The sequence below is a fragment of the Herbiconiux sp. FW305-C-125 genome (assembly GCF_058783455.1).
In genome coordinates this window covers 116,983-138,366 of sequence record NZ_JBYSYO010000009.1, presented here as the reverse complement: position 1 = coordinate 138,366, position 21,384 = coordinate 116,983, and the positions used below count along the sequence as shown (strand labels likewise).

28 protein-coding genes, 1 tRNA gene and 1 other RNA gene are annotated in these 21,384 nt (G+C 68.7%); 11 read left to right on the top strand and 19 right to left on the bottom strand.

The genetic code is table 11. The features are described 5' to 3' along the window. Positions 1-62: 62 nt before the first annotated feature. Genes AC3WLB_RS19135 through AC3WLB_RS19120 form a run of 4 tightly spaced genes read left to right on the top strand, consistent with a single transcriptional unit; the run spans position 63 to position 3,916 of the window. Positions 63-743, top strand: coding sequence for a phosphatase PAP2 family protein (locus AC3WLB_RS19135; protein ID WP_022896941.1), 681 nt, complete (start codon positions 63-65; stop codon positions 741-743). Positions 744-752: 9 nt separating this feature from the next. Then, entirely contained in the window at positions 753-2,042 is a 1,290-nt protein-coding gene (locus AC3WLB_RS19130; RefSeq protein ID WP_492508734.1) for a saccharopine dehydrogenase family protein, read from the top strand. 1 nt (position 2,043) lies between these two features. Then, complete coding sequence (gene menC, locus AC3WLB_RS19125) at positions 2,044-3,201, top strand: o-succinylbenzoate synthase (RefSeq protein WP_492508732.1); 1,158 nt, start codon at positions 2,044-2,046, stop codon at positions 3,199-3,201. Then, positions 3,194-3,916: a GNAT family N-acetyltransferase gene (locus tag AC3WLB_RS19120; RefSeq protein WP_492508730.1), complete on the top strand. Its 723-nt coding sequence runs from the start codon at positions 3,194-3,196 to the stop codon at positions 3,914-3,916. Before menC ends, AC3WLB_RS19120 begins: the two co-directional genes overlap by 8 nt. Here the strand turns inward: AC3WLB_RS19120 and AC3WLB_RS19115 are convergent. Beyond that, positions 3,876-4,502 carry a hypothetical protein gene (locus AC3WLB_RS19115; protein WP_492508728.1) on the bottom strand — a complete coding sequence of 209 codons (627 nt, stop codon included), beginning with the start codon at positions 4,500-4,502 and terminating at the stop codon, positions 3,876-3,878. The genes AC3WLB_RS19120 and AC3WLB_RS19115 overlap by 41 nt on opposite strands. A 231-nt stretch (positions 4,503-4,733) precedes the next feature. After that, positions 4,734-7,283 carry a cell wall-binding repeat-containing protein gene (locus AC3WLB_RS19110; RefSeq protein WP_492508726.1) on the bottom strand — a complete coding sequence of 850 codons (2,550 nt, stop codon included), beginning with the start codon at positions 7,281-7,283 and terminating at the stop codon, positions 4,734-4,736. Between the two features lie 193 nt (positions 7,284-7,476). Between AC3WLB_RS19110 and AC3WLB_RS19105 the strand changes: the two genes are divergently transcribed. The 3 genes from AC3WLB_RS19105 to AC3WLB_RS19095 all read left to right on the top strand — a co-directional run bounded on the left by AC3WLB_RS19105 (position 7,477) and on the right by AC3WLB_RS19095 (position 10,661). Next, positions 7,477-9,927: a phosphoketolase family protein gene (locus AC3WLB_RS19105; protein ID WP_492508724.1), complete on the top strand. Its 2,451-nt coding sequence runs from the start codon at positions 7,477-7,479 to the stop codon at positions 9,925-9,927. Positions 9,928-9,989: 62 nt separating this feature from the next. After that, positions 9,990-10,112 (top strand): ribosomal protein bL36, encoded by a 123-nt coding sequence (locus tag AC3WLB_RS19100; protein ID WP_022898558.1) that lies wholly within the window; start codon positions 9,990-9,992, stop codon positions 10,110-10,112. 111 nt (positions 10,113-10,223) lie between these two features. Next, a complete protein-coding gene (locus AC3WLB_RS19095) occupies positions 10,224-10,661 on the top strand; it encodes a DUF3151 domain-containing protein (protein WP_492508722.1) in 438 nt (145 codons plus the stop codon). 278 nt (positions 10,662-10,939) lie between these two features. On the opposite strand, the gene AC3WLB_RS19090 is transcribed toward AC3WLB_RS19095, so the two are convergent. The 15 genes from AC3WLB_RS19090 to AC3WLB_RS19020 all read right to left on the bottom strand — a co-directional run bounded on the left by AC3WLB_RS19090 (position 10,940) and on the right by AC3WLB_RS19020 (position 17,778). Beyond that, the gene (locus AC3WLB_RS19090) at positions 10,940-11,146 is read right to left on the bottom strand and encodes a hypothetical protein (protein ID WP_492508720.1); all 207 of its coding nucleotides are present in this window, start codon (positions 11,144-11,146) and stop codon (positions 10,940-10,942) included. 108 nt (positions 11,147-11,254) lie between these two features. After that, positions 11,255-11,581, bottom strand: coding sequence for a hypothetical protein (locus AC3WLB_RS19085; RefSeq protein WP_492508718.1), 327 nt, complete (start codon positions 11,579-11,581; stop codon positions 11,255-11,257). A gap of 28 nt (positions 11,582-11,609) precedes the next feature. Next, positions 11,610-12,254, bottom strand: a complete 645-nt coding sequence (locus AC3WLB_RS19080) for a hypothetical protein (RefSeq protein ID WP_492508716.1) — start codon at positions 12,252-12,254, stop codon at positions 11,610-11,612. 53 nt (positions 12,255-12,307) lie between these two features. Next, positions 12,308-12,451 carry a hypothetical protein gene (locus AC3WLB_RS19075; RefSeq protein WP_492508714.1) on the bottom strand — a complete coding sequence of 48 codons (144 nt, stop codon included), beginning with the start codon at positions 12,449-12,451 and terminating at the stop codon, positions 12,308-12,310. Then, positions 12,451-12,726 carry a hypothetical protein gene (locus AC3WLB_RS19070; RefSeq protein WP_492508712.1) on the bottom strand — a complete coding sequence of 92 codons (276 nt, stop codon included), beginning with the start codon at positions 12,724-12,726 and terminating at the stop codon, positions 12,451-12,453. The genes AC3WLB_RS19075 and AC3WLB_RS19070 overlap by 1 nt, the downstream gene beginning before the upstream one ends. A 182-nt stretch (positions 12,727-12,908) precedes the next feature. Next, a complete protein-coding gene (locus tag AC3WLB_RS19065) occupies positions 12,909-14,057 on the bottom strand; it encodes a phage major capsid protein (RefSeq protein ID WP_492508710.1) in 1,149 nt (382 codons plus the stop codon). Positions 14,058-14,353: 296 nt separating this feature from the next. Beyond that, positions 14,354-14,545 (bottom strand): hypothetical protein, encoded by a 192-nt coding sequence (locus tag AC3WLB_RS19060; protein WP_492508708.1) that lies wholly within the window; start codon positions 14,543-14,545, stop codon positions 14,354-14,356. Further along, positions 14,542-14,787 (bottom strand): hypothetical protein, encoded by a 246-nt coding sequence (locus tag AC3WLB_RS19055; protein WP_492508706.1) that lies wholly within the window; start codon positions 14,785-14,787, stop codon positions 14,542-14,544. Before AC3WLB_RS19055 ends, AC3WLB_RS19060 begins: the two co-directional genes overlap by 4 nt. After that, positions 14,780-15,052, bottom strand: coding sequence for a hypothetical protein (locus AC3WLB_RS19050; protein ID WP_492508704.1), 273 nt, complete (start codon positions 15,050-15,052; stop codon positions 14,780-14,782). The genes AC3WLB_RS19055 and AC3WLB_RS19050 overlap by 8 nt, the downstream gene beginning before the upstream one ends. A 217-nt stretch (positions 15,053-15,269) precedes the next feature. Beyond that, positions 15,270-15,752, bottom strand: a complete 483-nt coding sequence (locus tag AC3WLB_RS19045) for a hypothetical protein (protein ID WP_492508702.1) — start codon at positions 15,750-15,752, stop codon at positions 15,270-15,272. Next, a complete protein-coding gene (locus AC3WLB_RS19040) occupies positions 15,752-15,955 on the bottom strand; it encodes a hypothetical protein (RefSeq protein WP_492508700.1) in 204 nt (67 codons plus the stop codon). Before AC3WLB_RS19040 ends, AC3WLB_RS19045 begins: the two co-directional genes overlap by 1 nt. Next, positions 15,952-16,593, bottom strand: a complete 642-nt coding sequence (locus AC3WLB_RS19035) for a hypothetical protein (RefSeq protein WP_492508698.1) — start codon at positions 16,591-16,593, stop codon at positions 15,952-15,954. The genes AC3WLB_RS19040 and AC3WLB_RS19035 overlap by 4 nt, the downstream gene beginning before the upstream one ends. Continuing rightward, positions 16,584-16,784: a hypothetical protein gene (locus tag AC3WLB_RS19030; RefSeq protein WP_492508696.1), complete on the bottom strand. Its 201-nt coding sequence runs from the start codon at positions 16,782-16,784 to the stop codon at positions 16,584-16,586. The genes AC3WLB_RS19035 and AC3WLB_RS19030 overlap by 10 nt, the downstream gene beginning before the upstream one ends. Continuing rightward, positions 16,784-17,488: a hypothetical protein gene (locus AC3WLB_RS19025; RefSeq protein ID WP_492508694.1), complete on the bottom strand. Its 705-nt coding sequence runs from the start codon at positions 17,486-17,488 to the stop codon at positions 16,784-16,786. Before AC3WLB_RS19025 ends, AC3WLB_RS19030 begins: the two co-directional genes overlap by 1 nt. Positions 17,489-17,574: 86 nt before the next feature. Further along, positions 17,575-17,778, bottom strand: a complete 204-nt coding sequence (locus tag AC3WLB_RS19020) for a helix-turn-helix domain-containing protein (protein ID WP_492508692.1) — start codon at positions 17,776-17,778, stop codon at positions 17,575-17,577. Positions 17,779-17,888: 110 nt separating this feature from the next. Here AC3WLB_RS19020 and AC3WLB_RS19015 point away from each other — a divergent pair, with 110 nt between their 5' ends. Together AC3WLB_RS19015 and AC3WLB_RS19010 are read left to right on the top strand one after the other, a co-directional pair. Beyond that, positions 17,889-18,353, top strand: coding sequence for a helix-turn-helix domain-containing protein (locus tag AC3WLB_RS19015; protein ID WP_492508690.1), 465 nt, complete (start codon positions 17,889-17,891; stop codon positions 18,351-18,353). After that, positions 18,337-19,605 (top strand): tyrosine-type recombinase/integrase, encoded by a 1,269-nt coding sequence (locus tag AC3WLB_RS19010; protein WP_492508689.1) that lies wholly within the window; start codon positions 18,337-18,339, stop codon positions 19,603-19,605. Before AC3WLB_RS19015 ends, AC3WLB_RS19010 begins: the two co-directional genes overlap by 17 nt. A gap of 1 nt (position 19,606) precedes the next feature. On the opposite strand, the gene AC3WLB_RS19005 is transcribed toward AC3WLB_RS19010, so the two are convergent. Next, positions 19,607-19,694 (bottom strand) — tRNA-Ser (locus AC3WLB_RS19005). A gap of 34 nt (positions 19,695-19,728) precedes the next feature. Further along, on the bottom strand, positions 19,729-20,400 hold the full coding sequence (locus AC3WLB_RS19000; RefSeq protein WP_492508687.1) for an SDR family oxidoreductase: 672 nt from the start codon (positions 20,398-20,400) through the stop codon (positions 19,729-19,731). 59 nt (positions 20,401-20,459) lie between these two features. On the opposite strand from AC3WLB_RS19000, the gene ffs reads away from it, so the two are divergent. After that, an RNA gene (gene ffs, locus AC3WLB_RS18995) (signal recognition particle sRNA small type) lies at positions 20,460-20,556 on the top strand. Positions 20,557-20,683: 127 nt separating this feature from the next. Continuing rightward, positions 20,684-21,337, top strand: a complete 654-nt coding sequence (locus tag AC3WLB_RS18990) for a hypothetical protein (RefSeq protein WP_492508685.1) — start codon at positions 20,684-20,686, stop codon at positions 21,335-21,337. The last annotated feature ends 47 nt before the right edge of the window (positions 21,338-21,384 follow it).

Sequence of the window (21,384 nt, the reverse complement as noted above, 5' to 3'; positions counted from 1 at the left end):
CGGCGGGCGCTGAGCCGGCGGGCGCTGAGCCGTCACGGGTGGGATGGAGTAGCGTCAGCGGAATGTCGAATGCTCCGGTTCCGGTGAAGGTGGCGCGGCGCTGGCCCATCGTGTCGGGGGCCGTGGCCGTGCTGCTCGTGCTGCTGCTCGGGGCCATCGTCGTGCTGCGGGAGCGGGGACTGCCGTTCGGCGTCGACACCGAGTGGATGAACGAGATGGCCGAGCACCGGTCGCCGTTCTGGGACGTGCCCTCGCTCGTCATGAACTCGCTCGGCGGCGGGGTGATCGCCGTCTTCGTCGTCCCGCTCGTCACGATCGCCGCGTTGCTGGTGTTCCGGCGGCCGTGGGCGGCGCTCTACTTCACGATCGCCATCATCGTGAGCGCGGGCCTCGTGCAGGTGCTGAAGACGGTCATCGGGCGGCCGCGGCCGGAGGACATCCTGGTGGTGTCGGATTACGGGTCGTTCCCCTCGGGGCACTCGGCGAACGCCGCAACGCTCGCCGTGACGCTCGGCATCGTGTTCGTGCGGGTGTGGATCTGGGTGGCCGGCTCGGTCTACACGGTGCTCATGATGGTGAGCCGCACCTACCTCGGCGCGCACTGGCTGACCGACACCATCGGCGGCCTCCTGCTCGGGGCCGGCGTCGCCGTGCTGCTCTGGGCGCCCTTCGCGGCCCGCCTCTACGCCGAACGCGCCCGCCCGCATCCGCCCCTCTGGCACCGCACGGGGGCTGAACGGTAACGTCGAGCCATGAGAATCCTCCTTGTGGGCGCCGGCGGTGTGGGCGACGCCATCGCGAAGATCGCCGCGCGACGTTCGTTCTTCGAGCAACTGGTGGTGACCGACTACGACCTGGGTCGCGCGGAGCGCACCGTGGCGTGGATCGCCGAGCGGCACGGCCCCGAGGTCGCAGCGCGGTTCGCGACCGACCGCATCGACGCATCCGACCCCGACGACGTCGCCGCCGTGGCCCGCAAGCACGGCGCCACGCACGTGATGAACGCGGTGGAGCCGAAGTTCGTGCCCACCATCTTCGCCGGGGCGCTCGCGGCGGGCGCCGACTACCTCGACATGGCGATGAGCCTCAGCGAGCCGCACCCCACCGACCCCTACGCCGAGACCGGTGTGAAGCTCGGCGACGACCAGTTCGCGCAGGCGCCCGACTGGGAGAAAGCCGGCCGGCTCGCCCTGGTGGGCATCGGCGTGGAGCCCGGCCTCAGCGACGTGTTCGCGCGCTACGCCGCCGACCACCTGTTCAGCGAGATCGACGAGCTCGGCACCCGCGACGGGGCGAACCTCGTGGTGCGCGACTCCGACGGCAACGAGATCTTCGCGCCGTCGTTCTCGATCTGGACCACCATCGAGGAGTGCCTCAACCCGCCCGTGATCTGGGAGAAGGATCGCGGCTGGTACACCACCGCCCCGTTCTCCGAGCCTGAGGTGTTCACCTTCCCCGAGGGCATCGGCGACGTCGAGTGCGTGAACGTGGAGCACGAGGAGGTGCTGCTGATGCCCCGGTGGGTGGATGCGCGGCGGGTGACCTTCAAGTACGGGCTCGGCAACGAGTTCATCGGCATCCTGAAGACGCTGCACCAGCTGGGTCTTGACAAGACCACGCCGCTGCGGGTGCGGAGCGCCAATGGTCCGGTCGAGGTCGCCCCGCGCGACGTGGTGGCGGCGGGCCTGCCCGATCCGGCCACGCTCGGCCCGTTCATGACGGGCAAGACCTGCGCGGGCCTCTGGGTCACCGGCACCGGCCCCGACGGAAGCCCCCGCGAGGTGTACCTCTACCACGTCGCCGACAACGAGTGGACGATGGCCGAGTACGAGAGCCAGTGCGTGGTGTGGCAGACGGCGCTGAACCCCGTGATCGCGCTCGAGCTCCTCGCGGCGGGCACCTGGTCGGGCACGGGGGTGCTCGGGCCGGAGGCGTTCGACGCGAAAGCGTTCCTCGACCTGATGGCCGCGCCCGAGAGCAGCGGTGGGTACGGCCAGGCCTGGGGTCTCGAAGACCGGCTGGCCGAGCGCGCCGGGGCCTGACGTGACCACGGCGGCGGCGGTGCACACGAGCGGCTCCGCGCTGCCCGTCGTGCTCGAGGCGGTGGAGGTGCACCGCGTCGCCATGCCGCTCGTGCGCCCGTTCGAGACCAGCTTCGGCCGGCAGACCGCCCGCGACGTCCTGCTCGTCCGGGTGCTGACGGATGCCGGGGAGGGCTGGGGTGAGTGCGTCGCGATGGCCGATCCGTTCTACTCCAGCGAGTACGTCGAGGGCTGCTCCGCCGTCATTCGCGACTACCTCGCCCCCGCGCTCCTCGCCGCCCAAACGGTGAGCGCCCCTGACGTCGCCGGCCTCCTCGACTTCGTCGTCGGCCATCGCATGGCGAAGGCCGCGCTCGAGACGGCCGTGCTCGATGCGCAGCTGCGGGCGGCCGGGGTCAGTTTCGGTGAGTACTTCGGCGCCGTGCGGCCCGAGGTCGACTGCGGTGTCTCCGTCGGAATCGCCCCGAGCATCGACGCCCTGCTGGAGGAGGTCGCCGGCTACCGCGACGAGGGGTACCGCCGCATCAAATTGAAGATCAAACCGGGCTGGGATCTCGAACCCGTCGCCGCCGTGCGCACGCTCCTCGGGCCGGATGCCCTGCTGCAGGTCGACGCCAACACCGCCTACACCATCGCCGACATCGACCACCTGCGCGAACTCGACGCCTTCGGGCTGCTGCTCATCGAGCAGCCGTTCGTCGAGGAGGACATCGCCGCCCACGTCCGCCTGGCGCGGGCGATCGACACCCCGGTGTGCCTCGACGAGTCGATCACGAGCGTCGGGGTCGCCATCGACGCCATCGAGCGCGACGCCACCGCCATCGTCAACATCAAGGCCGGCCGTGTCGGCGGGTATCTCGAGGCCATCCGCATCCACGACGCCTGCCTCGACCGCGACGTGCCGGTGTGGTGCGGCGGCATGCTCGAGACCGGGCTCGGCCGGGCAGCCAACGTGGCGCTCGCCGCATTGCCCGGCTTCACCCTGCCGGGCGACACCTCGGCCTCGAACCGGTACTTCGCCGAGGACCTGACCGAGTCGTTCGTGCTCGTCGACGGCCGCCTCGCGGTGCCGGCCGGCCCCGGCTCCGGCGTCACCGTGCGAGCCGAACTGCTGGCCGAATGGCGCTCCCGCCCGACGCAGCTGATCACCCGTGTCTGAACCGCTCCAGGATGCGCACGGCCCGCTCGGTGGGGGCGACGGGTGGGTGCTCTGGCGCTACCCCGACTACCACCGGCCCGGCGCGCCGGCCCGGCTCGCGGAGATCTGCCTCCGCACCGGGAACGCCGGCAGCGACGCCAGCGCCCTCACGTCGAACCCCGACCTGTTGGCCGACGTCTACCTCAACCCGTATCTCGCGCTCGAGCCCGAGTATGCGCTCGTGGCCGAGATCGGCGATGCCGAGCCCGCGGGCTACGTCGTCGCCACCCCCGATACGGCGCGCTTCGTCGACCGCTACCGCTCCGACTGGCTGCCGGGATTCGCGGCCCGCTACGCCGCGGCGCCCACCACCACGGCGTTCGATCGCGACGTCCTCGCCGCGGGGCTCGCGCCAGAACGCATGCTCACCTCGTGGTCGGCCGATCATCCGGCGCACCTCCACATCGACATCGCCGAAGCCGCCCAGGGGCGGGGCATCGGCCGTGCCCTGGTGCAACGCTGCCTCGAGACGCTGCGCGCTGCGGGCGTGCCGGGCGTGCACCTCGGGGTCGACCCGCGGAACACCGGCGCCCTCGCGTTCTACCCGCGCCTGGGCTTCACCGAGGCACGCCGCGACGCCGACGTCGTGGTGTTCGTGCGCGAGCTCGCGCAGGGCGACGGGCGACGGGGCGAGGTCAGGCCAGCACGAGCGACGCCGGGGACATCAGCGCGATGAGCAGCAGCGCGAGCAGCGAGATCGCGCCCGCCACGGTCAGCCCGCCGACCCACGGCCAGCGCTCGAACCAGTAGAGCAGGTCGGGTGACTCGGCGCGGAGCCGGGCGGCGGTCATGGGGTCGGGAATCCGCCGCACCGGCACGTCGTAGGCGGTGGCCACCGTCTCGATGTCGTCGTTCGACCAGAACTCGCCGCGCATGCGCACCAGCAGCTCGCCCGAGGAGTCGAGCAGGAACAGCTGCCGGTTCGTCTCGGTCGAGACACCGCGATACACGTCGATCACGAGCGCGGTGGCGATGCGCTTGGCCGGGATGCGGTTGTCGTGGCGGAAGTAGCCGCGCTCGATCAGGCTGTCGCGTTCGAGCCGGATGCTCACCCCGCGCAGCAACCAGGTGCCCGCCGCGTAGAGCGCCACGATGAACAGGAACGCGATGATCACGCGGGGCCATGTGCCCCGCGGGATCGAGAACCACAGCATCGCCGCGAGGATGGGCAGGGTGAGTGCGGCGACCACCAGGCGGGTCTGGCTGGAGATCTGCTCGCGCGGGCGGATCACCGCGGCGACGGAGCTGTTGCGCAGACTCATTGTTCCTCGGTCATCGTGTTCGTCGGTCATCCCCTGGCCGAGCGGCCTGAAGGCCCTGACAGGTGCGATCCTACGGGTCGCGGGCCTCGGGCGACAGCGGTCAATCGGGGGACAGCGCGTCCGGTGCTCCCAGTCGGCGTTCAGCCCGCTTTCACGAACAGAAGCCCACGAGAAGGGGCGACGACCGGATGCTGGGGGTGCAGGCATCCGGCCGTCGCCGGTCGGGGAGGCTCAGCCGATGTAGGCCGCGAGCGAGGCGAACACCGCGTCGGAGACCGTGTTGGCTCCGCCGAGCACCACGATCTTCGCCGGGTTCAGCCGCTGCAACTCGGTCTGCACCGACGCCGGGATCGCGTTCTGGCTGACCAGCAGCACCGGCCCGCCCTTCACGATGGCGGCTGCCGAGCCGGAGAGCGCGTCGGGGAAGACCGCGCCGGAGGCGATGTAGACCACCGGCACACCCGGGGTGAAGGTGGCCGCCGAGACCGCGGCCGAGACCGCGAACCGGTCGGCGCCGGAGATGCGCGTGGTCGGGGCGATGCCGTTCAGCGCGGTCTTCACGCTGTCGGCGACGGTCGCGGTGCCGCCGAGCACCACGATCTTCGCCGGGTGCAGCCGGTTCAGCTCGGTCTTCACGACCGTCGGGATGCTGTCCTTCGTCACGAGCAGCACGGGGCCGCCGAGCTTGCCGGCCGCCGCCGAGCCGGAGAGCGCGTCGGGGAAGACGGCTCCGGATGCGACGTACACGACGGGCACGTTCGGTGCGAACACCGCCTTCGACACGGCCGCGGAGACCGCGAACCGGTCGGCGCCGCCGATGCGTGTCGTGGGCGCGCTGCCGTTGAGCGAGGCGACCACCGCATCCGACACCGTGTTCACGCCGCCGAGCACGACGATCTTCGCCGGGTGCAGGCGCGCCAGCTCGGTGCCGATGCTCGCCGGGATGGTGTTCTTGCCCACGAGCAGCACCGGGCCGCCCAGCTTGCCGGCCGCCGCCGAGCCCGAGAGGGCGTCGGGGAACACCTCTCCGGAGGCGACGTAGGCTACGGGGACGTTGGGCGCGAAGGTGCTCGCCGACACCGCCGCCGAGACCGCGTAGCGGTCGGCGCCGCCCAGCCGCACCACGGTGGCATCGGCCGCGATCACCGCCGCCGTCGGGGCCGAGGTCGCCGAGAGGGTCTCGTAGCCGGTCTTCTGGCCGGAGACCGTGAAGGTGATCGCCTTCCCGACCTCGGCGGCCGTGGGGGTGAAGGTGAGGCCGGTCGCACCGGCGATGGCGACGCCGTCGGCGTTCCACTGGTACGACAGCGCCACCGGGTCGGGCGCCCACGGCGCCACGGTCGCGGTGAGGAGCTTGCCGACCTGGGCGGTGCCGGCCACGCTCGGCGGCACGGGGCTCAGGGCGTAGAGCGGGGCGCCGTTCGAGTCGTACATCGCGTAGTCGTCGGTGGTGAGCTCGCCGTTGGCGGTGAGGTTCAGGCCGAAACTGATGCCCGTGATGTCGGCCGGGATGGCCGGCGTGGTGAAGTTCGCCTGGGTGTAGATGGCGGCGGGCGGGAACATCGGGCTCGACGTCCAGTACGTCCAGGTGCCGACCGTGTTGCGCGTGTAGACGGCGAACTGGGTGTTGGCGGTCGACATGTAGAAGGCCCTGAGAGAGTAGGTGGCTCCGGGACTGACGCTGGGCGCGCATCCGGATTCGTCGAACTGGGCGAGGATCTTCGCATCACCGTCGACGTAGTTCGTCATCGTGACCTTCGAGGCGGTGGCGCCGGTGTGGCCCGGGGTCACCGTGGTGAAGGTGGGTGTGTTGGTGCCGAAGCTCGAACCCCACCAGCACTGCGGCATGTTCACCACGGTGCCGGGCGTCTCGAGGCTCGGGTTCTGCACGCCGTTCTCGCCGGGGCCGGGCGGCGGGGCGAGCGGCGGGCCGGCGACGACCGGCTTCACGGCGCCTCCGATCACGTCGGTGACGTTCTTCACCGTCTTCGTGGTGCCGTCCTTCCAGCCGGCCAGCCAGGTCGTGAACTGGTCGAACAGCGCGGGCGAGATGGTGGGGTCGTTGGCGTCGAAGCCGCAGCCGTCGCACACGTGGTGGAAGGTCAGCTGCACCCAGCCGCCCTCGGCCTCCGCGTCGGTGACGCGCTTCTGCAGTTGCTCCAGGGTCCAGGTGGCGTCGACCTGATCGGCCGCCTTCGTGTAGAACGGGTCGGCCGGCGGGATGGTCTCGGCGTTGGCGCAGTCCGCGCAGTCGGTGCCGGGCGCCGTCTTGAGGTCGCCAAGACCGCGGGCGCTGTTGTACCCGCAGTCGGCCACCACCTGCTCGGCCTGGGCGTTCACCGCGGCGAACGGATACGCGAAGCTCGTCACCGGGAACCCCCAGTTCGTGAGGTTGACCCGGTCGGTGCAGACCTCGCTCTTCACGGCGTCGGCACCGAGGGTGGTGAGGTCGGGGTGGTGCACCGTGTGGCCGCCGATCTCGTTGCCTGCGGCGTAGAGCGTCTGCAGATTGGCCTGGGTGAGGTAGTTGGGCTGACCCACCGAGCCCGAGATGATGTAGAAGGTGCCGGTGAGGCCCTTCGCGTTCATCGTCTGGGCCGCGGCGAGCTGGTCGCCGTCGCCGTCGTCGAAGGTGAGCGAGACGACGACGTTGCCGGCGGCGTGGGCGGGTGCGGCGACGCCGACGACGGCGCCTAGCGAAGCGATCGCGACGGCGAGTGCGACGACGGCGAGGCGCAGCCAACTCGGTCGCCGGGATGAAAGAACGGCATTCACGTGCATGAGGAACCCCCTTGTTGAGCCTTGGTGGGGAAGCTAACAGCCGTCGGGGGGCCGGGCCCAGGTCGTTTCCCGCACGATTCGGGTGCGGGAAAACGCGCGGTTTCCCGCATGGTCACCGGGCCGGGTGGCGCGTACGCTCACGGTTCATGGTGGAGATCTGTGCACGGCGGCCCAGGGTTCCTAGGCTGGGCTCATGACCACTTCCGGTGCGGTTCCCCTGACGGTCGTCGACGCCTGGTGGCGCGCGGCCAATTACCTCTCGGTCGGGCAGATCTATCTGCTCGGCAACAACGCGCTCCTGCGCGAGCCGCTCTCCGCATCCGACATCAAACCCCGGCTGCTCGGGCACTGGGGCACCACCCCGGCCCTCAACCTCGTGTGGGCGCACCTCAACAAGCTGATCGTGGAGCGCTCCTCGAACGTGGTGTACGTCGCCGGCCCCGGTCACGGCGGCCCGGGCGTGGTGGCGAACGCGTGGCTCGACGGCACCTACTCGGAGCTCTTCCACCACGTGCCGCGCAACGGTGCCGGGATGCAGAAGCTGTTCCGGCAGTTCTCCTTCCCGGGCGGCATCCCGTCGCACGCGGCGCCGGAGACCCCGGGGTCGATCAACGAGGGCGGTGAGCTCGGGTATTCGCTCGTGCACGCGTACGGCGCGGTGCTCGACAACCCGTCGCTCATCACCGCCTGCGTCGTGGGCGACGGGGAGGCCGAGACGGCGACGCTCGCCACGAGCTGGCACCTGAACAAGTTCCTGAACCCGGCGACGGATGGCGCGGTGCTGCCCATCCTCAACCTCAACGGGTACAAGATCGCGAACCCGACCATCCTCGCCCGCATCCCGGAGGAGGAGCTCGCGGCGTTGTTCACCGGGTACGGCTACTCGCCGCGGATCGTCTCGGGCGGGTTCGACGGCGAAGACCCGATGCTCGTGCACGAACGGTTCGCGGCGGCCCTCGCCACCGCGTTCGACGACATCGCCGCCATTCAGGATGCAGCCCGGAACGGTGGTGACGATGCGCGGCCGGCCTGGCCGATGATCGTGCTGCGCACCCCGAAGGGCTGGACCGGGCCCAAGGTGGTCGACGGGTTGCCGGTCGAGAACACCTGGCGGGCGCACCAGGTTCCGCTCGCCGGGGTGCGCGACAACCCCGAGCACCTTGCGCAGCTCGAGGAGTGGCTTCGCAGCTACCGCCCGGAAGAGCTCTTCGACGAGGAGGGACGGCCGGTGCCGCTGCTCGACGGGGACTGCCCCGCGGGCACGCTGCGCATGAGCGACAACCCGCACGCCAACGGCGGGCTGCTGTTGCGCTCACTCGACCTGCCGCCGCTCGCCGCGCACGAGGTCGACGTCTCCGGCGGTCGTGGGGCGGTGGTCGAGCCCACCAAGGTGCTCGGCGGGTGGCTCCGCGACATCATCTCGGCCAACCCCGACAACTTCCGCATCTTCGGGCCCGACGAGGTCGCATCCAATCGGCTGCAGGATGTCTACGACGTCACCGACAAGGCCTGGCAGGGTTCGGTGCTGCCCACCGACGAGCATCTGGCGCACGAGGGCCGGGTGATCGAGATGCTCAGCGAGAACCTCGCGCAGGGCCTGCTCGAGGGCTACCTGCTCACCGGGCGGCACGGGTTGTTCACGTCGTACGAGGCGTTCATCCACATCGTCGACTCCATGTTCAACCAGTACGCGAAGTGGCTGGAGTCGAGCGCGCACGTGGAGTGGCGGCGGCCGATCGCCTCCTTCACCTACCTGCTCTCGTCGCACGTCTGGCGGCAGGACCACAACGGGTTCTCGCACCAGGACCCCGGATTCCTCGACCACGTCGTGAACAAGAAGGCGAGCGTCGTGCGGGTGTACCTGCCGCCGGACGCGAATACCCTCCTCGTCACCGCCGAGCACTGCCTGGCGTCGCGCGACTACGTGAACGTGATCGTGGCGGGCAAGCAGCCCACGGCGACCCTGCTCTCGCTCGAGGAGGCACGGGCGCACGGCGCGCGCGGCGTGAGCGTGTGGGAGTGGGCGGGCACCGAGACTCCCGGGCAGGAGCCCGATGTGGTGGTCGCCTGCGCGGGCGACATCCCGACGGTGGAGGCGATGGCGGCTGTGCAGATCCTCGCGCGGGAGATCCCCGATCTGGCGGTCAGGTTCGTCAACGTCGTCGACCTGATGCGCCTGCAGGACTCCACCGAGCATCCGCACGGCATGTCCAGCGACGACTTCGACGCGGTGTTCACGCGCGACAAGCCGGTGATCTTCGCGTTCCACGGGTATCCGTCGCTGATCCACCGGCTGACCTACCGGCGCACGAACCACTCGAACATCCACGTGCGCGGGTTCAAGGAGATGGGCACCACGACGACGCCGTTCGACATGCTCATGCTGAACGACCTCGACCGGTTCCGGATCGTGATGGACGTGGTGCAGCGGGTGCCGCGCCTGCGCGTGGCCTACGCCCAGCTCGCCCAGCGGATGGACGACGAGCGGTACGCCCACCGCGCCTACACGCGGGAACACGGTGAGGATGCGCCGGACGTGGTCGGCAGCGCGGGCCTGCCGTTCGCGCCGGAGAAGGTCGAGGAGTCGCTGGCCTCGGACACGGGCGACGACAACGCGCGCTCGGGGCGGGGCGAGTTCGGGTAGCTCTTCCCTTGGGAAGGTTTTCGGGTGTCTACTTGTTCTACTGAACGACGAAAGGAGCCGATATGAAGGTGCGGAATTCATTGAGCTCGATGAAGAAGATGCAGGGTTCGCAGATCGTTCGCCGCCGGGGCCGGACACTGGTGATCAATCACCTGAACCCCCGATTCAAGGCCCGCCAGGGCTGATCGGACAACCCGGATAGCGCCCCATGGGCGCTGCATTTCCAGTTCAATCTCTCAGAAGCGCCCTCGCCGTCTCGGCGGGGGCGCTTCTCGTTGCGCGGGTACGATCGGTGGATGAGCTCTGCGAACCTGCTCGGCCCCGCCGAGACCCTGCTGCCCGAAGAACCCGGCGTCGAGGATGCCCTGGCCCGGGCTGTCGGCTACGACATCGACGAGGCGCTGCAGGCGGCGGTGACCGAGTTCCCGTCGTCGTCGCTCGCGTGGGCGACGCTGGCCGATCGCGCGTGGTCGCGCGGCGAGGTCGTGGCGTCGTACGCCTATGCGCGGGTCGGCTACCACCGCGGGCTCGATGCGCTCCGCAAGGCGGGCTGGCGCGGGGCCGGTCCGGTGCCGTGGTCGCACGTGCCGAACCGCGGCGTGCTGCTCTCGCTCTACATGCTGCGCCGTGCCGCGGAGGGCATCGGCGAGACCGCGGAGGTCGTGCGCCTCACCGAGTTCCTCGACGGCGCCGACCCCGCGGCCGCCCCCGCCATCGAGTCGGGCGCCCGCTGACCGAGCAGCCGCCGGCGGCGCCGGCGCCGAGCGGCCCGCGCCTTCGTGTTTGCGGAGAGCGTGGCTTAATCAGAGGGGCAGCCGCGCTGTGCGCGCACCCAACACGCGTCTGGCGGAGAATGGGGGATTCGAACTCATGAGACAGAAGGCGCGGGCAGGCTCGGATCGTTGCAACGACAGGCATCAGCGGGCATCGGCGCAGACGGCCAAGTGCATCCGAACGCACTCAAAAACCGGCCGCTACATAGTCCGCTGTGCCCTGAATTGTGCCCCCCGAATCAGCTAGTTGATTCGCGTGCAGCCTTGGCCTCGTCATCAGTCGCCCTTACCCACTCGGCCGCACGCGTAGGCCACGGGTCCGATCGACGTCTGCCGTCGGTTACCCGGATGGTGGCTCCGTCCCGATCCGCGGCCAGAAACACGACCTCAGATGGATCGTCGATTCGCTTCAGCACCGCTCCGCGCAGCCAGGTCTCATCACTCATGCTCAGACGATACCGCCGGCGGGCCCTGTGCGCCCTTTTGACTGCCCTAGGGACGCCAGGACGGCCACGAGAGTGCCGATACGCTCCACTCGTGAGAGTCGCAGTGGGTCAGGACACGCGCATGCCGGCGAGGAACGCGGCCTGGTTGCTGGGGGTGACCGCGAACCCGATGAACCTGAACGTGCAGTCCACGAACACGCAATCCTCGACGATCACGGCGCCGACGGCATGGGCCCGCTGCTCGTCGATGTCCCAGATCAGGTCATCAGGGCGGCCGTCGAGGGTCTGGGTGCCCTCGAACTTGAAGCTGCCGGCGGCGAAGATCGCCGGGCCGATGAAGGTCACGCCGGTGGCGTGGATGCCTTGCAGGCCGATGACGTTGGTGAGCAGGCCGCCAACGGGGTAGGCGCCGCCGACGATGGTCCGGTTGGGCATGTGACGCTCTCTCTTCCTGAATCGCATGTCAGATGGGGTCGCCGCGGTAGAGGCGGCCGGCCGAGTTCATGACCACACTGTAGAGCGTGGTCCCGGTGGGAGCGTCCGCGAGGCCCGTGGCGCGCACGCCGGCCTTCAACCAGGTCTCTTCCTCGACGACCAGGTTCTCGCCGACGTTCAGGGACAGGATCACCCGGACATTGTCGGCGAGGGCGACACCGCCGGGCCCGCCGAGCGCGAGCTCACCCGAGGTCGGCATGATCACACCGCCGCCACCGGATGACGCCGGGCGAATCTCTATGTTGCCCGCCACGATCTTCCCGTCGCCCTCAAGAACGAGGTCGCCCAGTAGCTTCACGAGCGCACGCAGGGTGGTCTCCGCGGTCACGTCGAGGGTCTTCGTGATCTTCACGTCACCGTTGAGGTCCGAGTCGCCGTTCTGCATAAGCTTGCCAGTGTTCGTCAGCGTCCCCTCGTTCGTCCACGGCCCTTTCGTCGTGATAGATCCGATCCACTCGAACGCCGCGCCGGCCAAGCCCTGCAGCTTCCCGCCGATGAACTGCAGAAGGCCCTGCGAGATCGCCGACGAGTCGAGGGGCGAACCCTTCACGAGATCATCGACGATCCGCTCGAGCCGCCGGAGCGGATCTTCCTGGCCCGGTATCTGCGGCATCAGAGCACTCCTCTCACGTTGCCGTCGAAGTTGAGGGCGGCCATCGCCGCCGTCTAGTCTGCGGGCGCCGGATGGAGGGCGAGGGTGGCGAGCAGCACGCCTTCGAGCAACGTGTGGGTCTTCTGCTCGCCGGTCTGCTCCTGCGCGAGCTCGAACGCTTCCATCGCCGCGTCAGCGAGATACTGGGGGTCTTTCATCACTTCACCGCTTTCAGGGTGGGGGCACCCTCGCGCATCTTGCGGAGAGTCGCCGTCTTCGAGGAGGTGGGGGTCGCCTTCGACGTGGCGATCACCCGGTGGAGGTCTTTCAGCACCGACAGGTACGCCGCCGACAGCCGCGTAGACGCCTCAGCGCCCGCCTCGTCCATCTGCTCGGCCAACGTGCGCGCCAGAGTCACCACAGCTGTGTTCACGGCCAGCGACAGCACCGGAGACGCCGCGATCGTCGCCTCCAACGCATCCGTATGCTGCATGCTCGGTCCTCTCATGGGTGAAAAGATTTTCGTCAGGGGGGGATAAGACACTGCCGGAACTCTGTCCGGTGGGTTCGGTTGTAGCGATCCGAACCCCCTTGGGGGTGAGGGCGGCAGGTTGCAGGCCCTGCCGCCCTCGGCTGCACCGTCAGTCATCCAGAGACACCCGGTGCAGCGGCTTGCTACTCGTCCGTGAGGTCGATCTTCACGATCGCTTCGGGGCGGTAGACGGACAGGCCGAAGCGTCCTTCGACGCGGGCCTTGATCTGGTTCTTCTCGAACAGGGTGCCGGAGCGGTCCCAGTCCACCTGCACTCCGCGGGTGTCTCGGTCGACAGTGGCGGCGTCGAGGTCGAGGGCGAGGGCGGTGCCGGCGGGGAGCCCGGGCGAGGTGACAACCTGGGAGCCCCACACGCGGCGCTGGGCGCGGTCGATGGGTCCGCCGAGGTCGAAGGTGCCGGAGGTGCCTGCACGGGTCGTCTCGATGGCTGCCCAGTCGTTCGGGTTGAGGATGTAGACGTCGGTCTCGTGGCCGAGTACCTCGAGCTTCGTGGCGGCCGCCCGGAGGGTCGTGATGCGGTCGTCGCCGAAGGCCTGGGTCTGGATGCCGGAGGTGTTCAGGAGGCCCGTGAGGTGACCGGTGGTGCCGTCTCCGGAGAGCACTTCGGCTTCGAGCTTGCGGGCCAGGCCGTAGAGCAGCTGGGACTGCAGGAACGCTGCCATCGAGTCGTTGTCCTCGAGGAGGTACTTGTCGATCGCTTCGGACAGGTGTGCGAATACGAAGAGTTCGCCGTCGGCCTTGTCGACGGTCACCACGGAGGTGGGCTTCGTGGCGCCAGGGGCGACGATCGCGGCGTTGTTGGTGAATACCGTCTGCCGCAGGTACTCCCACTTCGGGACGGCGCGCTCGGTGGTCTTCAGCACCTCGAGGATGCTCTGAGGGATGCGCTGGATCTCGAGCGGGCTCTGCGACTCCAGGGGCACCTGGAAGTCGGCGACACCGGGGGTGAGGAACGCCTTCTGCCCGTGCGACTGGACCAGCTGCGACACCATCCGCTTCGACGCGGCCTTCGCGCCGGCACCGGTCAGGGCGAGGAACCCGCCACGGCTCTGGTCGGTGCTCTCAGAGTCGACAGTGCCGGCGATGCTATCGAAGAGCTTCTTGCTCTCGGCGGCGCGCTTCATGGACGCGGCGGCCGCCACGCCCTCGGTCTTCATCTTCTCGACCTCGGCGAGCTCGGCTTCGGTGAGGTCGCGGCCCTCGTCCATGCAGGTCTTGAGCAGCTGTTCGGTGCGGGTCTTGTAGTACTCGATCTTTTCCAGGAGGTTCATCAGGGTTGCCCTTTCGTGGCGAGTTGGACCCCTCTCAGAGACCCGGGGAACCACGGGCAGAGGGGTGGGAGAGTCGCTACAGGCGGACGGGTTGACGCGGCGGGCTCCTCGGCCATCCTGCAGCGTTGGCCCGCTAAGGCTCCTCGGCTGTTGAGGTGGCGTTGGCCCGCGGCTTGACCGCTGGCCTTCTGCTGAGAACCGATCCGGTGAGATTCCTCCGACTTGGCCCGCTAAGGCTCCTCGTCGTTGATCGGGGCGAATCGTGCTCCTACTGAGATTTTAACAGGAATCCGGGCTCAGGGGGGCGTGTTGCTCCACCGTGTTTCGTCGTATCCGTCGACCGCGTCAGCCTCCACCCATGTGCGTTCGATCGGGTCGCCGGCAGGGTCGCGCGCCGTGACCATCAGCACCTTCCCCGGGCCCGGCGCCCCGAGGGTCCGCTCGCCGTCGTCCTCGTCACGGGCCGGGCGCCACCACCACGGCCTCATCCCTCCGCAGCCTTCCGCTCGAGCAGCTCGCCCATCGTGTCGTAGAACGCCCGCTCATCGATCCCGCCGACAGCGATCGCGTTGCGGATCATCAGCACCATCATCGACGCGAAGTCCGCGATCTGATCCACCGGGAGAGACACCAGCATCGCCAGCGCCCCTTCCCGGTCCTTCGACGAGAACGCTCGCGCGTACGCCAACGCCACACGGGCGCCGTCCCACTCGATCGCCTCGTCAGGCATCGGCTGCACCCTCGTCCGCGACGAGCGGGGCGAACGATTTGCCCATCGCCGTGAACTGAGCCCGCTTCTCCTCGGTCAGAACCTGCACCCAGGCGGCCTCTCCTCGCTCCGCGATCATCGCGTCGAGCCCCGGTGTGTCCGCCGGCAGATCCTTCAGCATCACCGCACCCTCGTACGCGTCCAGCCACGACTTCAACGTCCCGAGATCCACCCGGTAAACCCGGCCACCCTCATCCGTGTCCACAACCATTACCTCCATAGCCATTAGCTCTTCCTTTCGTTGTTGATCTGTGCGGCGCGGTCGCGCTCGCATCTGTCGCAGGGCATCGGGTAGCCGCGGTGCAGAGGACACTCCGAACCCGGCACGTACACCTTGTAGCGGGGCGCCGGCGGGGCAGTCTCCGCGGCCGCCGCTGCACAGTCGTCACAGCGAGGCGGGAACACCTCACCCACGTGCTTCTCACAGCGCATACCGAAATCAATCACGACGCAATCCGCCCTTCACCAATCGGCGCAACATCCCACGAGTTCTGACGCTCGCCAGTAGTTGCCTGTCCTGTCCTTGCCTGTCCTGTCCTGTCCTCCTGCGACCCCGTGACGTCACGCGTGACATCCGAAGTGACCTTGCCCTTGCGGCGCTCCCGCTCCATCCGTTTCCGGTTCCGGTTTCCGACCCGGCGCGCGGTCACCACGGCGGCGAGCTCCTGCCCCATGCCCTCCCAGTTAGGAACGAACGGGTCGCCACCCTCGACCGCCCAGAGTCCCGCCGTGATGAGCTCGGTGAGGGTGGCGGAGTCGACGCCGAGGGGGTGGAGGAACCGCATGGCGCGCTGCGGGATCTTCCCGTCCGTGCCCGCCTCGTTGCACCACATCAGCGAACCGGTGAAGGTGCGCCAGGCGCGATCGGAGAGCCCGTCCATGATCGGGTCGGTGAGCCAGCGGGCCGGCAGTCTCGAGTCCGTCATCAGCTCTCTTTTCGTCGAGTTAGCACGGTCACGCCGGTGCGGGCGAGCGCGTCAGTGAGCGCGGTGACCCACTGCACGGCTGCCTCGGGCGTGAGATCGATCGTGATCGACGTTCCGGTGCCGTCCTCGGTGATCGTGAACGACCCGAGCCGGTCCTCCACCGACGCAAGCCGCGCCGGCCCCATACGCCGCAACCACGTCATGCGTCCTCCTCTTCGACGGCATCGGGTCGCCGTACTCCGTTGAGGCCGTACAGATCGACATCGTCCAGCGCCTCGGTAATCGCATTCATCTGGTGAAAATGCGCCTTCCATAGCGCGTCCTGATGCGCCGCGAACCGGTCGTCCTTAGTGAGTCGATCCAACCGCTCGACCGCCCGCTGCAGGTCCCACATTGCGTCACGAAACGCGTCGGGCAGAGGCTTCCGGCGCCGCGTACGAGGTGCCGTTACTTCGGGACGGTGGTAGGTCTTTCCATCTGGCCCCAGCGAGGTGTTACTTCCGGTAACACCTGCTGCTTTCATGTCGGTGTTGACTGTCTTGTTGCTCGTGCCGGTTACGGCCGCAATAGCCCGAGTGGACATGCCCTCTCGGCCGAGATCGATGTTCGCCTGCCTCGACTCCTCGCGGGATAGCTCAGCCTTGAACTCCGCGGCCGCGTAGCGATCCCACGATTCATACCCGAGCGCGACCCACACGCGGCCCGTGTAGGCCTCGATCACCAGCCGCTGCCACTTCTCGCGCTGATCCTGGATGCTCGTCATGACGAGCGCGATCTTCATCGTGATGCTCTTGGCTTCTCCGATCGTGAGATCAACTGGCTGGATGATGTCTACGGCCATTCCGGTTGCTCCGCCCGCTCCGCCTTCGCGGCGGCCTCGATCAATTTCAAGGAGAGTAGGCGGGCCTCGTCGGGGTAGAGGTCGAGCTGACTTCCGAGAGCCTTGAGGGTTACGGCAGGTGTGGTTTCGTCGAGGGTGGCGGGTTCGATCGTGATATTGCCGGCGAAGCGAGAATAGATTGTGACGCGCATCAGGCGGCCACCATCTCGATCGTGGGGACGACGGTGTTGAGCTTCCGGCACTCGGCCGTCGCCCACTCCATGTCCGAGATCATCCCGCCGACCTGGCTCGGCAACAGGCGGCAGTCGTCCGCGTACACCTCGACCCGCCACTCGCCTTCGGTCTCGGCCCGCTCGACGGTGATCGTGTACTGGTCGGTGCGGATCGGCTCGAGGGTGTGCACCCACTCGTCGCGCTTGCCCTCGTGGTAAGGCTCGATGCACGCGTCGACCCGGCACGGGCGGAGCCGCATCAGCGGGTCGCCGAACCGGTTGACGCGGCCCTTTGCCGGGTCGGTGAGGAACGACCACCGGAAGCTGTAGAGCGTGTCACCGTCCTTCCCGACGTACGGGCGCCACCCGAACCGTGTGAACCGCCCCTCCTTCGCCTGCTGGATGGTGCGCTGCAGGCGGGCGAGGTCGCCGACGTCGGCGCCCTTGTAGAGGGTGATGCGGAAGCGGCCGCGGGAGTGCGGCGACGCGACGATGAGGCCGCCCGTGCGGTACCAGCGGCCGTCGTCCCCCTGCCAGGTCTTCACCTTCCGGGTCTCGTCGAACAACACCACCGTGGGCATGTCGGCGAGGTTCGTCTCCGCCCACGCGACCTCGTCGATCGTGGGCTCGCCCGCGAACAGTTCGAGGTACCTGGTGGCGGTGGTGGGTGCTACGTTGTTCATGACTGATCTGGTTCCTTCCTCGTTGATGGTTCCGGTCTCGCCCTCGGCAGCTGCTCCAACAGCGCCGGGGGCCTTCTTGTTGGCCGTCACGCTGACGCCGCCTTCTCGACCGCTCCCTGCTCGAGGTAGCGCTCGAAGGCCGCGCGTGGGATGAGTTTCCGCTCACCGAGTTGAATGGTCGGGATGCGACCGGCGCGCACTGCCGCGCTGATCGTGCGAGGGTCGCAGGGCACGAGCGCCGCGGCCTCCTTGAACGTGAGACCCCGGGCCTGCGAATGACTGATGGTCACTGTTTCTCATCCGATCTCTTATTAGGTGGATATCGTCCTTGCAAGGAAACTAAACACCCTGCGACGTTACTTGTCAACAAACGCCCTTGGTTCGCATAGAGTGTCCTTCTATGGAGCGCGATCGACAACGTGGGAATGATCTAGGGCCTACCGGCGAGACGGTGGCGGCGAACGTCAAGCGTGTGCGGCAGGCGGCCGGCCTAACCCAGGAAGAGCTATCGAAGCGCCTGGCGCTCATCAAGAGGCCAATTCCGAAGGCGAGCATCGGCAAGATCGAGTCGGGTCTTCGCAAGGTCGAGGTCGATGACCTAATGGCGCTGTCGGTAGCGCTCGATACGTCCCCCCTGGGTCTGCTGCTGCCAGTGGATCTTCGACCGTCCGACTACGCCACGATTACGAATGAACCCTGGACGGAGGCAGAAGGCGTTTGGGCGTGGGCGCTTGCTCAACGACCTCTTAGTGGCATGACTGATACGGCCAGATTCATCAGGCGTTCTCTTCCCGGTTGGCTGACCGTGGAGATGAAGCTGCCCGCCGAGCGCGAACGGATCGATCCTGATGCCGAGGCGAAGTAACCGCGAGGGAACCCTCTCGTCGTACGCGACCGCGGCGGGGGAACGGTGGCGCATCGCCTATTGGCTGCCCGCCAAGGGCGGTGAGCCTGAGCGGCGCGTCTTCCGCAAGGGCTTCCCCGACGAAGAGACCGCCAGCAAGGCCCTGCGTGCCGTGCTCGTCGACCTGGAGCGCGGCGAGCACCACGAGCCCACCCGCGACACCCTCGCCGGCTACGCGGCCGTGTACTTCGACACCATCCGCGTTCGGGCCTCGACGATGGCCGGCTACCGGAAGCACTTCCGCGTCCACGTGGCGCCGTCGCGGCTCAGCAGCATGAAGCTGGCCGACATCACCAAGAACGAACTCAACGCCTTCTACAGGAGCCTGGAGCGCTCGGGACGGAAAGACCGCGGCCACGAGGGTGAACCACTCTCGGCGGCCACCGTGCGGCACATCCACGTGCTGCTCTCGCAGATCCTCGCGGCCGCGCTCGAGGATGGTCTGATCCGTGCGAACCCGGCGAAGAAGGCGACCCCGCCCACGAAGCTCGAGGCTGCCGCCCCCGAGATGCAGACGTGGTCGGCGGGCGAGGCGAGCGCGTTCCTCGACTGGTCGAAGGCGCGAGAGGACTACCTCTGGTTGGCCTGGTACCTGCTCCTGTCGACGGGCATGCGCCGCGGAGAGCTGCTCGCGCTCCGCTGGCGCGACATCGACTTCGACAACGGCGTGCTCTACCTCGGCCGTGCGCTCTCCTACGTCAAGGAGGCGGGCGTGAAGCCGGTGATGACATTCACGAAGCCGAAGAGCGGCCGCGGCCGGAACGTCGACCTCGACGCCACCGGGCTGCAAGGGCTCCGTGATCGCCGCGACGAGCTCACCGCGAAGGCGCCCGAGCTTGCCACCGCTGACTCGCTCGTGTTCTGCAACCGCTATGCCCGCGCACACAACCCGGTCCAGTTCAGCGCGCAGTGGCGTCGACGCCTGGCGGAGGCGCAGGTGGACATGCCGGCCCTGCCGACCCTATCTGTGCACGAGCTGCGTCACACCCACGCGACACTGCTGCTGCGCGCCGGCGTGCACCCGAAGATCGTCTCGGAGCGCCTCGGGCACGCATCGGTGACGATCACGATGGAGGTGTATTCGCACGCCATCCAGAGCCTGCAGCGAGACGCGGCGAGCCTCATGGGAGGCATGCTCGGCGGTGGAACTGTGCCCGCTGGTGTGCCCCGTGAAGGCGAACTGCTCGCGATCGGCGGCAATTCGGGGGGGTAGATGGCGGAGAATGGGGGATTCGAACCCCCGAGGGCTTGCACCCAACACGCTTTCCAAGCGTGCGCCATAGGCCACTAGGCGAATTCTCCTTGGGCACCGGCGAGCCGATGACCAGAGAACATGCTACCCGACGCGCGGACCCTCCACCGCCCGCAGCGCCTCCGCAATGGGCGTCGAACCCGAGATCGCCTCGAACTGCTGGTGCACCGCGGCGCCGGATTCGAGCAGCCGGCTCACGATCCACGCCACGTCGGCGCGCGGGATGGTGCCGCGCCCGGTCGACTCCGCGAGCGTCACCAGACCCGTGGCGGGCTCGTCGGTGAGACCACCGGGTCGCACGATCGTCCAGTCGAGCTCCGAGGCGCGCACCGCCGCATCCGCTTCGCTCTTCGCCCGTAGGTAGATCTGAAAGATGTCCTCGCTCGACGGGTCGAACGAATCCGCCGCCATGCCCGACACCATCACGTACCGGCGCGCGCCGGCCCGCCACGCCGCGTCGGCGAGCAGCACCGCCCCGTCGCGGTCGACGCTCAGCTTGCGCTCGGCACTCGACCCCGGGCCGGCGCCGGCGGCGAACACCACCGCCTCCACCGACCGCTTCGAGAGCTCGGCGGCCAGCTGCTCCGAGTCGGCCTGCTCGAGGTCGAGCACCAGCGCCTGCCCGCCGGCCGCCTCGATGTCGGCGGTGTGCGCCGGGTTGCGCACGATTCCCCAGACCTCGTGGCCGGATGCGCTGAGCAACTTCGTGGTGAGCAGAGCGATCTGCCCGTGTCCGCCTGCGATCGCGATCTTCATGCTTCCCAGCTAACGCCGCCCGGGCGCAGGACTCAACCCCGCGACTTGCTACACTGGTTCTCGGCTCCCCGTGTGGCGCCATCCAGGCCAACTCCCCCAGGACGGAAACGTAGCAAGGGTAACCGGGCTCTGGCGGGTGCGCGGGGGGTCCTTTCTCGTTAAGGGCCGGCTCGGCGGAGCGCGTGGCGGCCCGAACGGGGGCGCGCGGCGCTCGCACCGCCGCGCCTAGGGTGAATCGACCCGCACGGCGCACCACCGCGGCGGCCATCGATCAGGAGCAGCCATGGGATTCCCCCGCGTGATCGCCCTCAGTGGAGCGGCGTTCGCCGTGCTCGCCATCGTGTCCGGCTGTTCAGCACCAGCCCCGACCCCCGCCCCCACGGTCACCGTGACGGTCACCCCGACGGCCGCGCCGAGCCCGACCGCGTCCCCGACCCCCACCGACGCACCCGACCCGGCCGCGTTCGACCCCGCCGACCCTGGCACCTGGGTCATCGACTACGCCGGCATCGGCCCCTTCGTACTCGGCGAGACCCTCGCCGACGTGCAAGCGGCGGTTCCGGCATCCGTCGACACCTGCCGGCCCGGCGTCGACACCTACGCCCTCAACGGTCTCGGCCTGACGGCGGTGAGCGGCATCGACCAGAGCGACCCATCGGCCCCGATCGTGGTGGTGCGGATGCTCGCCCTCGACACGATCGACCCGGCCACGCCGCAGCCGCGCACCGCCACGGGCATCGGCCTCGGCTCGACCGTCGCCGAGCTGCAGGCCGCCTACCCCGAGCTCGAGAGCTACCAGGGCATGCAGGGGAGCACCTTGTACCGCATCGCCGCCGACGGGCGCACCATCAACTTCGAGGACTTCGGCACGGGCGAGCTCCAGATCATCTCGGTCGTCGAGGGCACCGGCGTAGCCAGCGAGTACTGCGGAGCCTGAGCCGGGGCGCCCGGTTCGCAGCCGGGACGGCACCCAGGCGCGCCGAA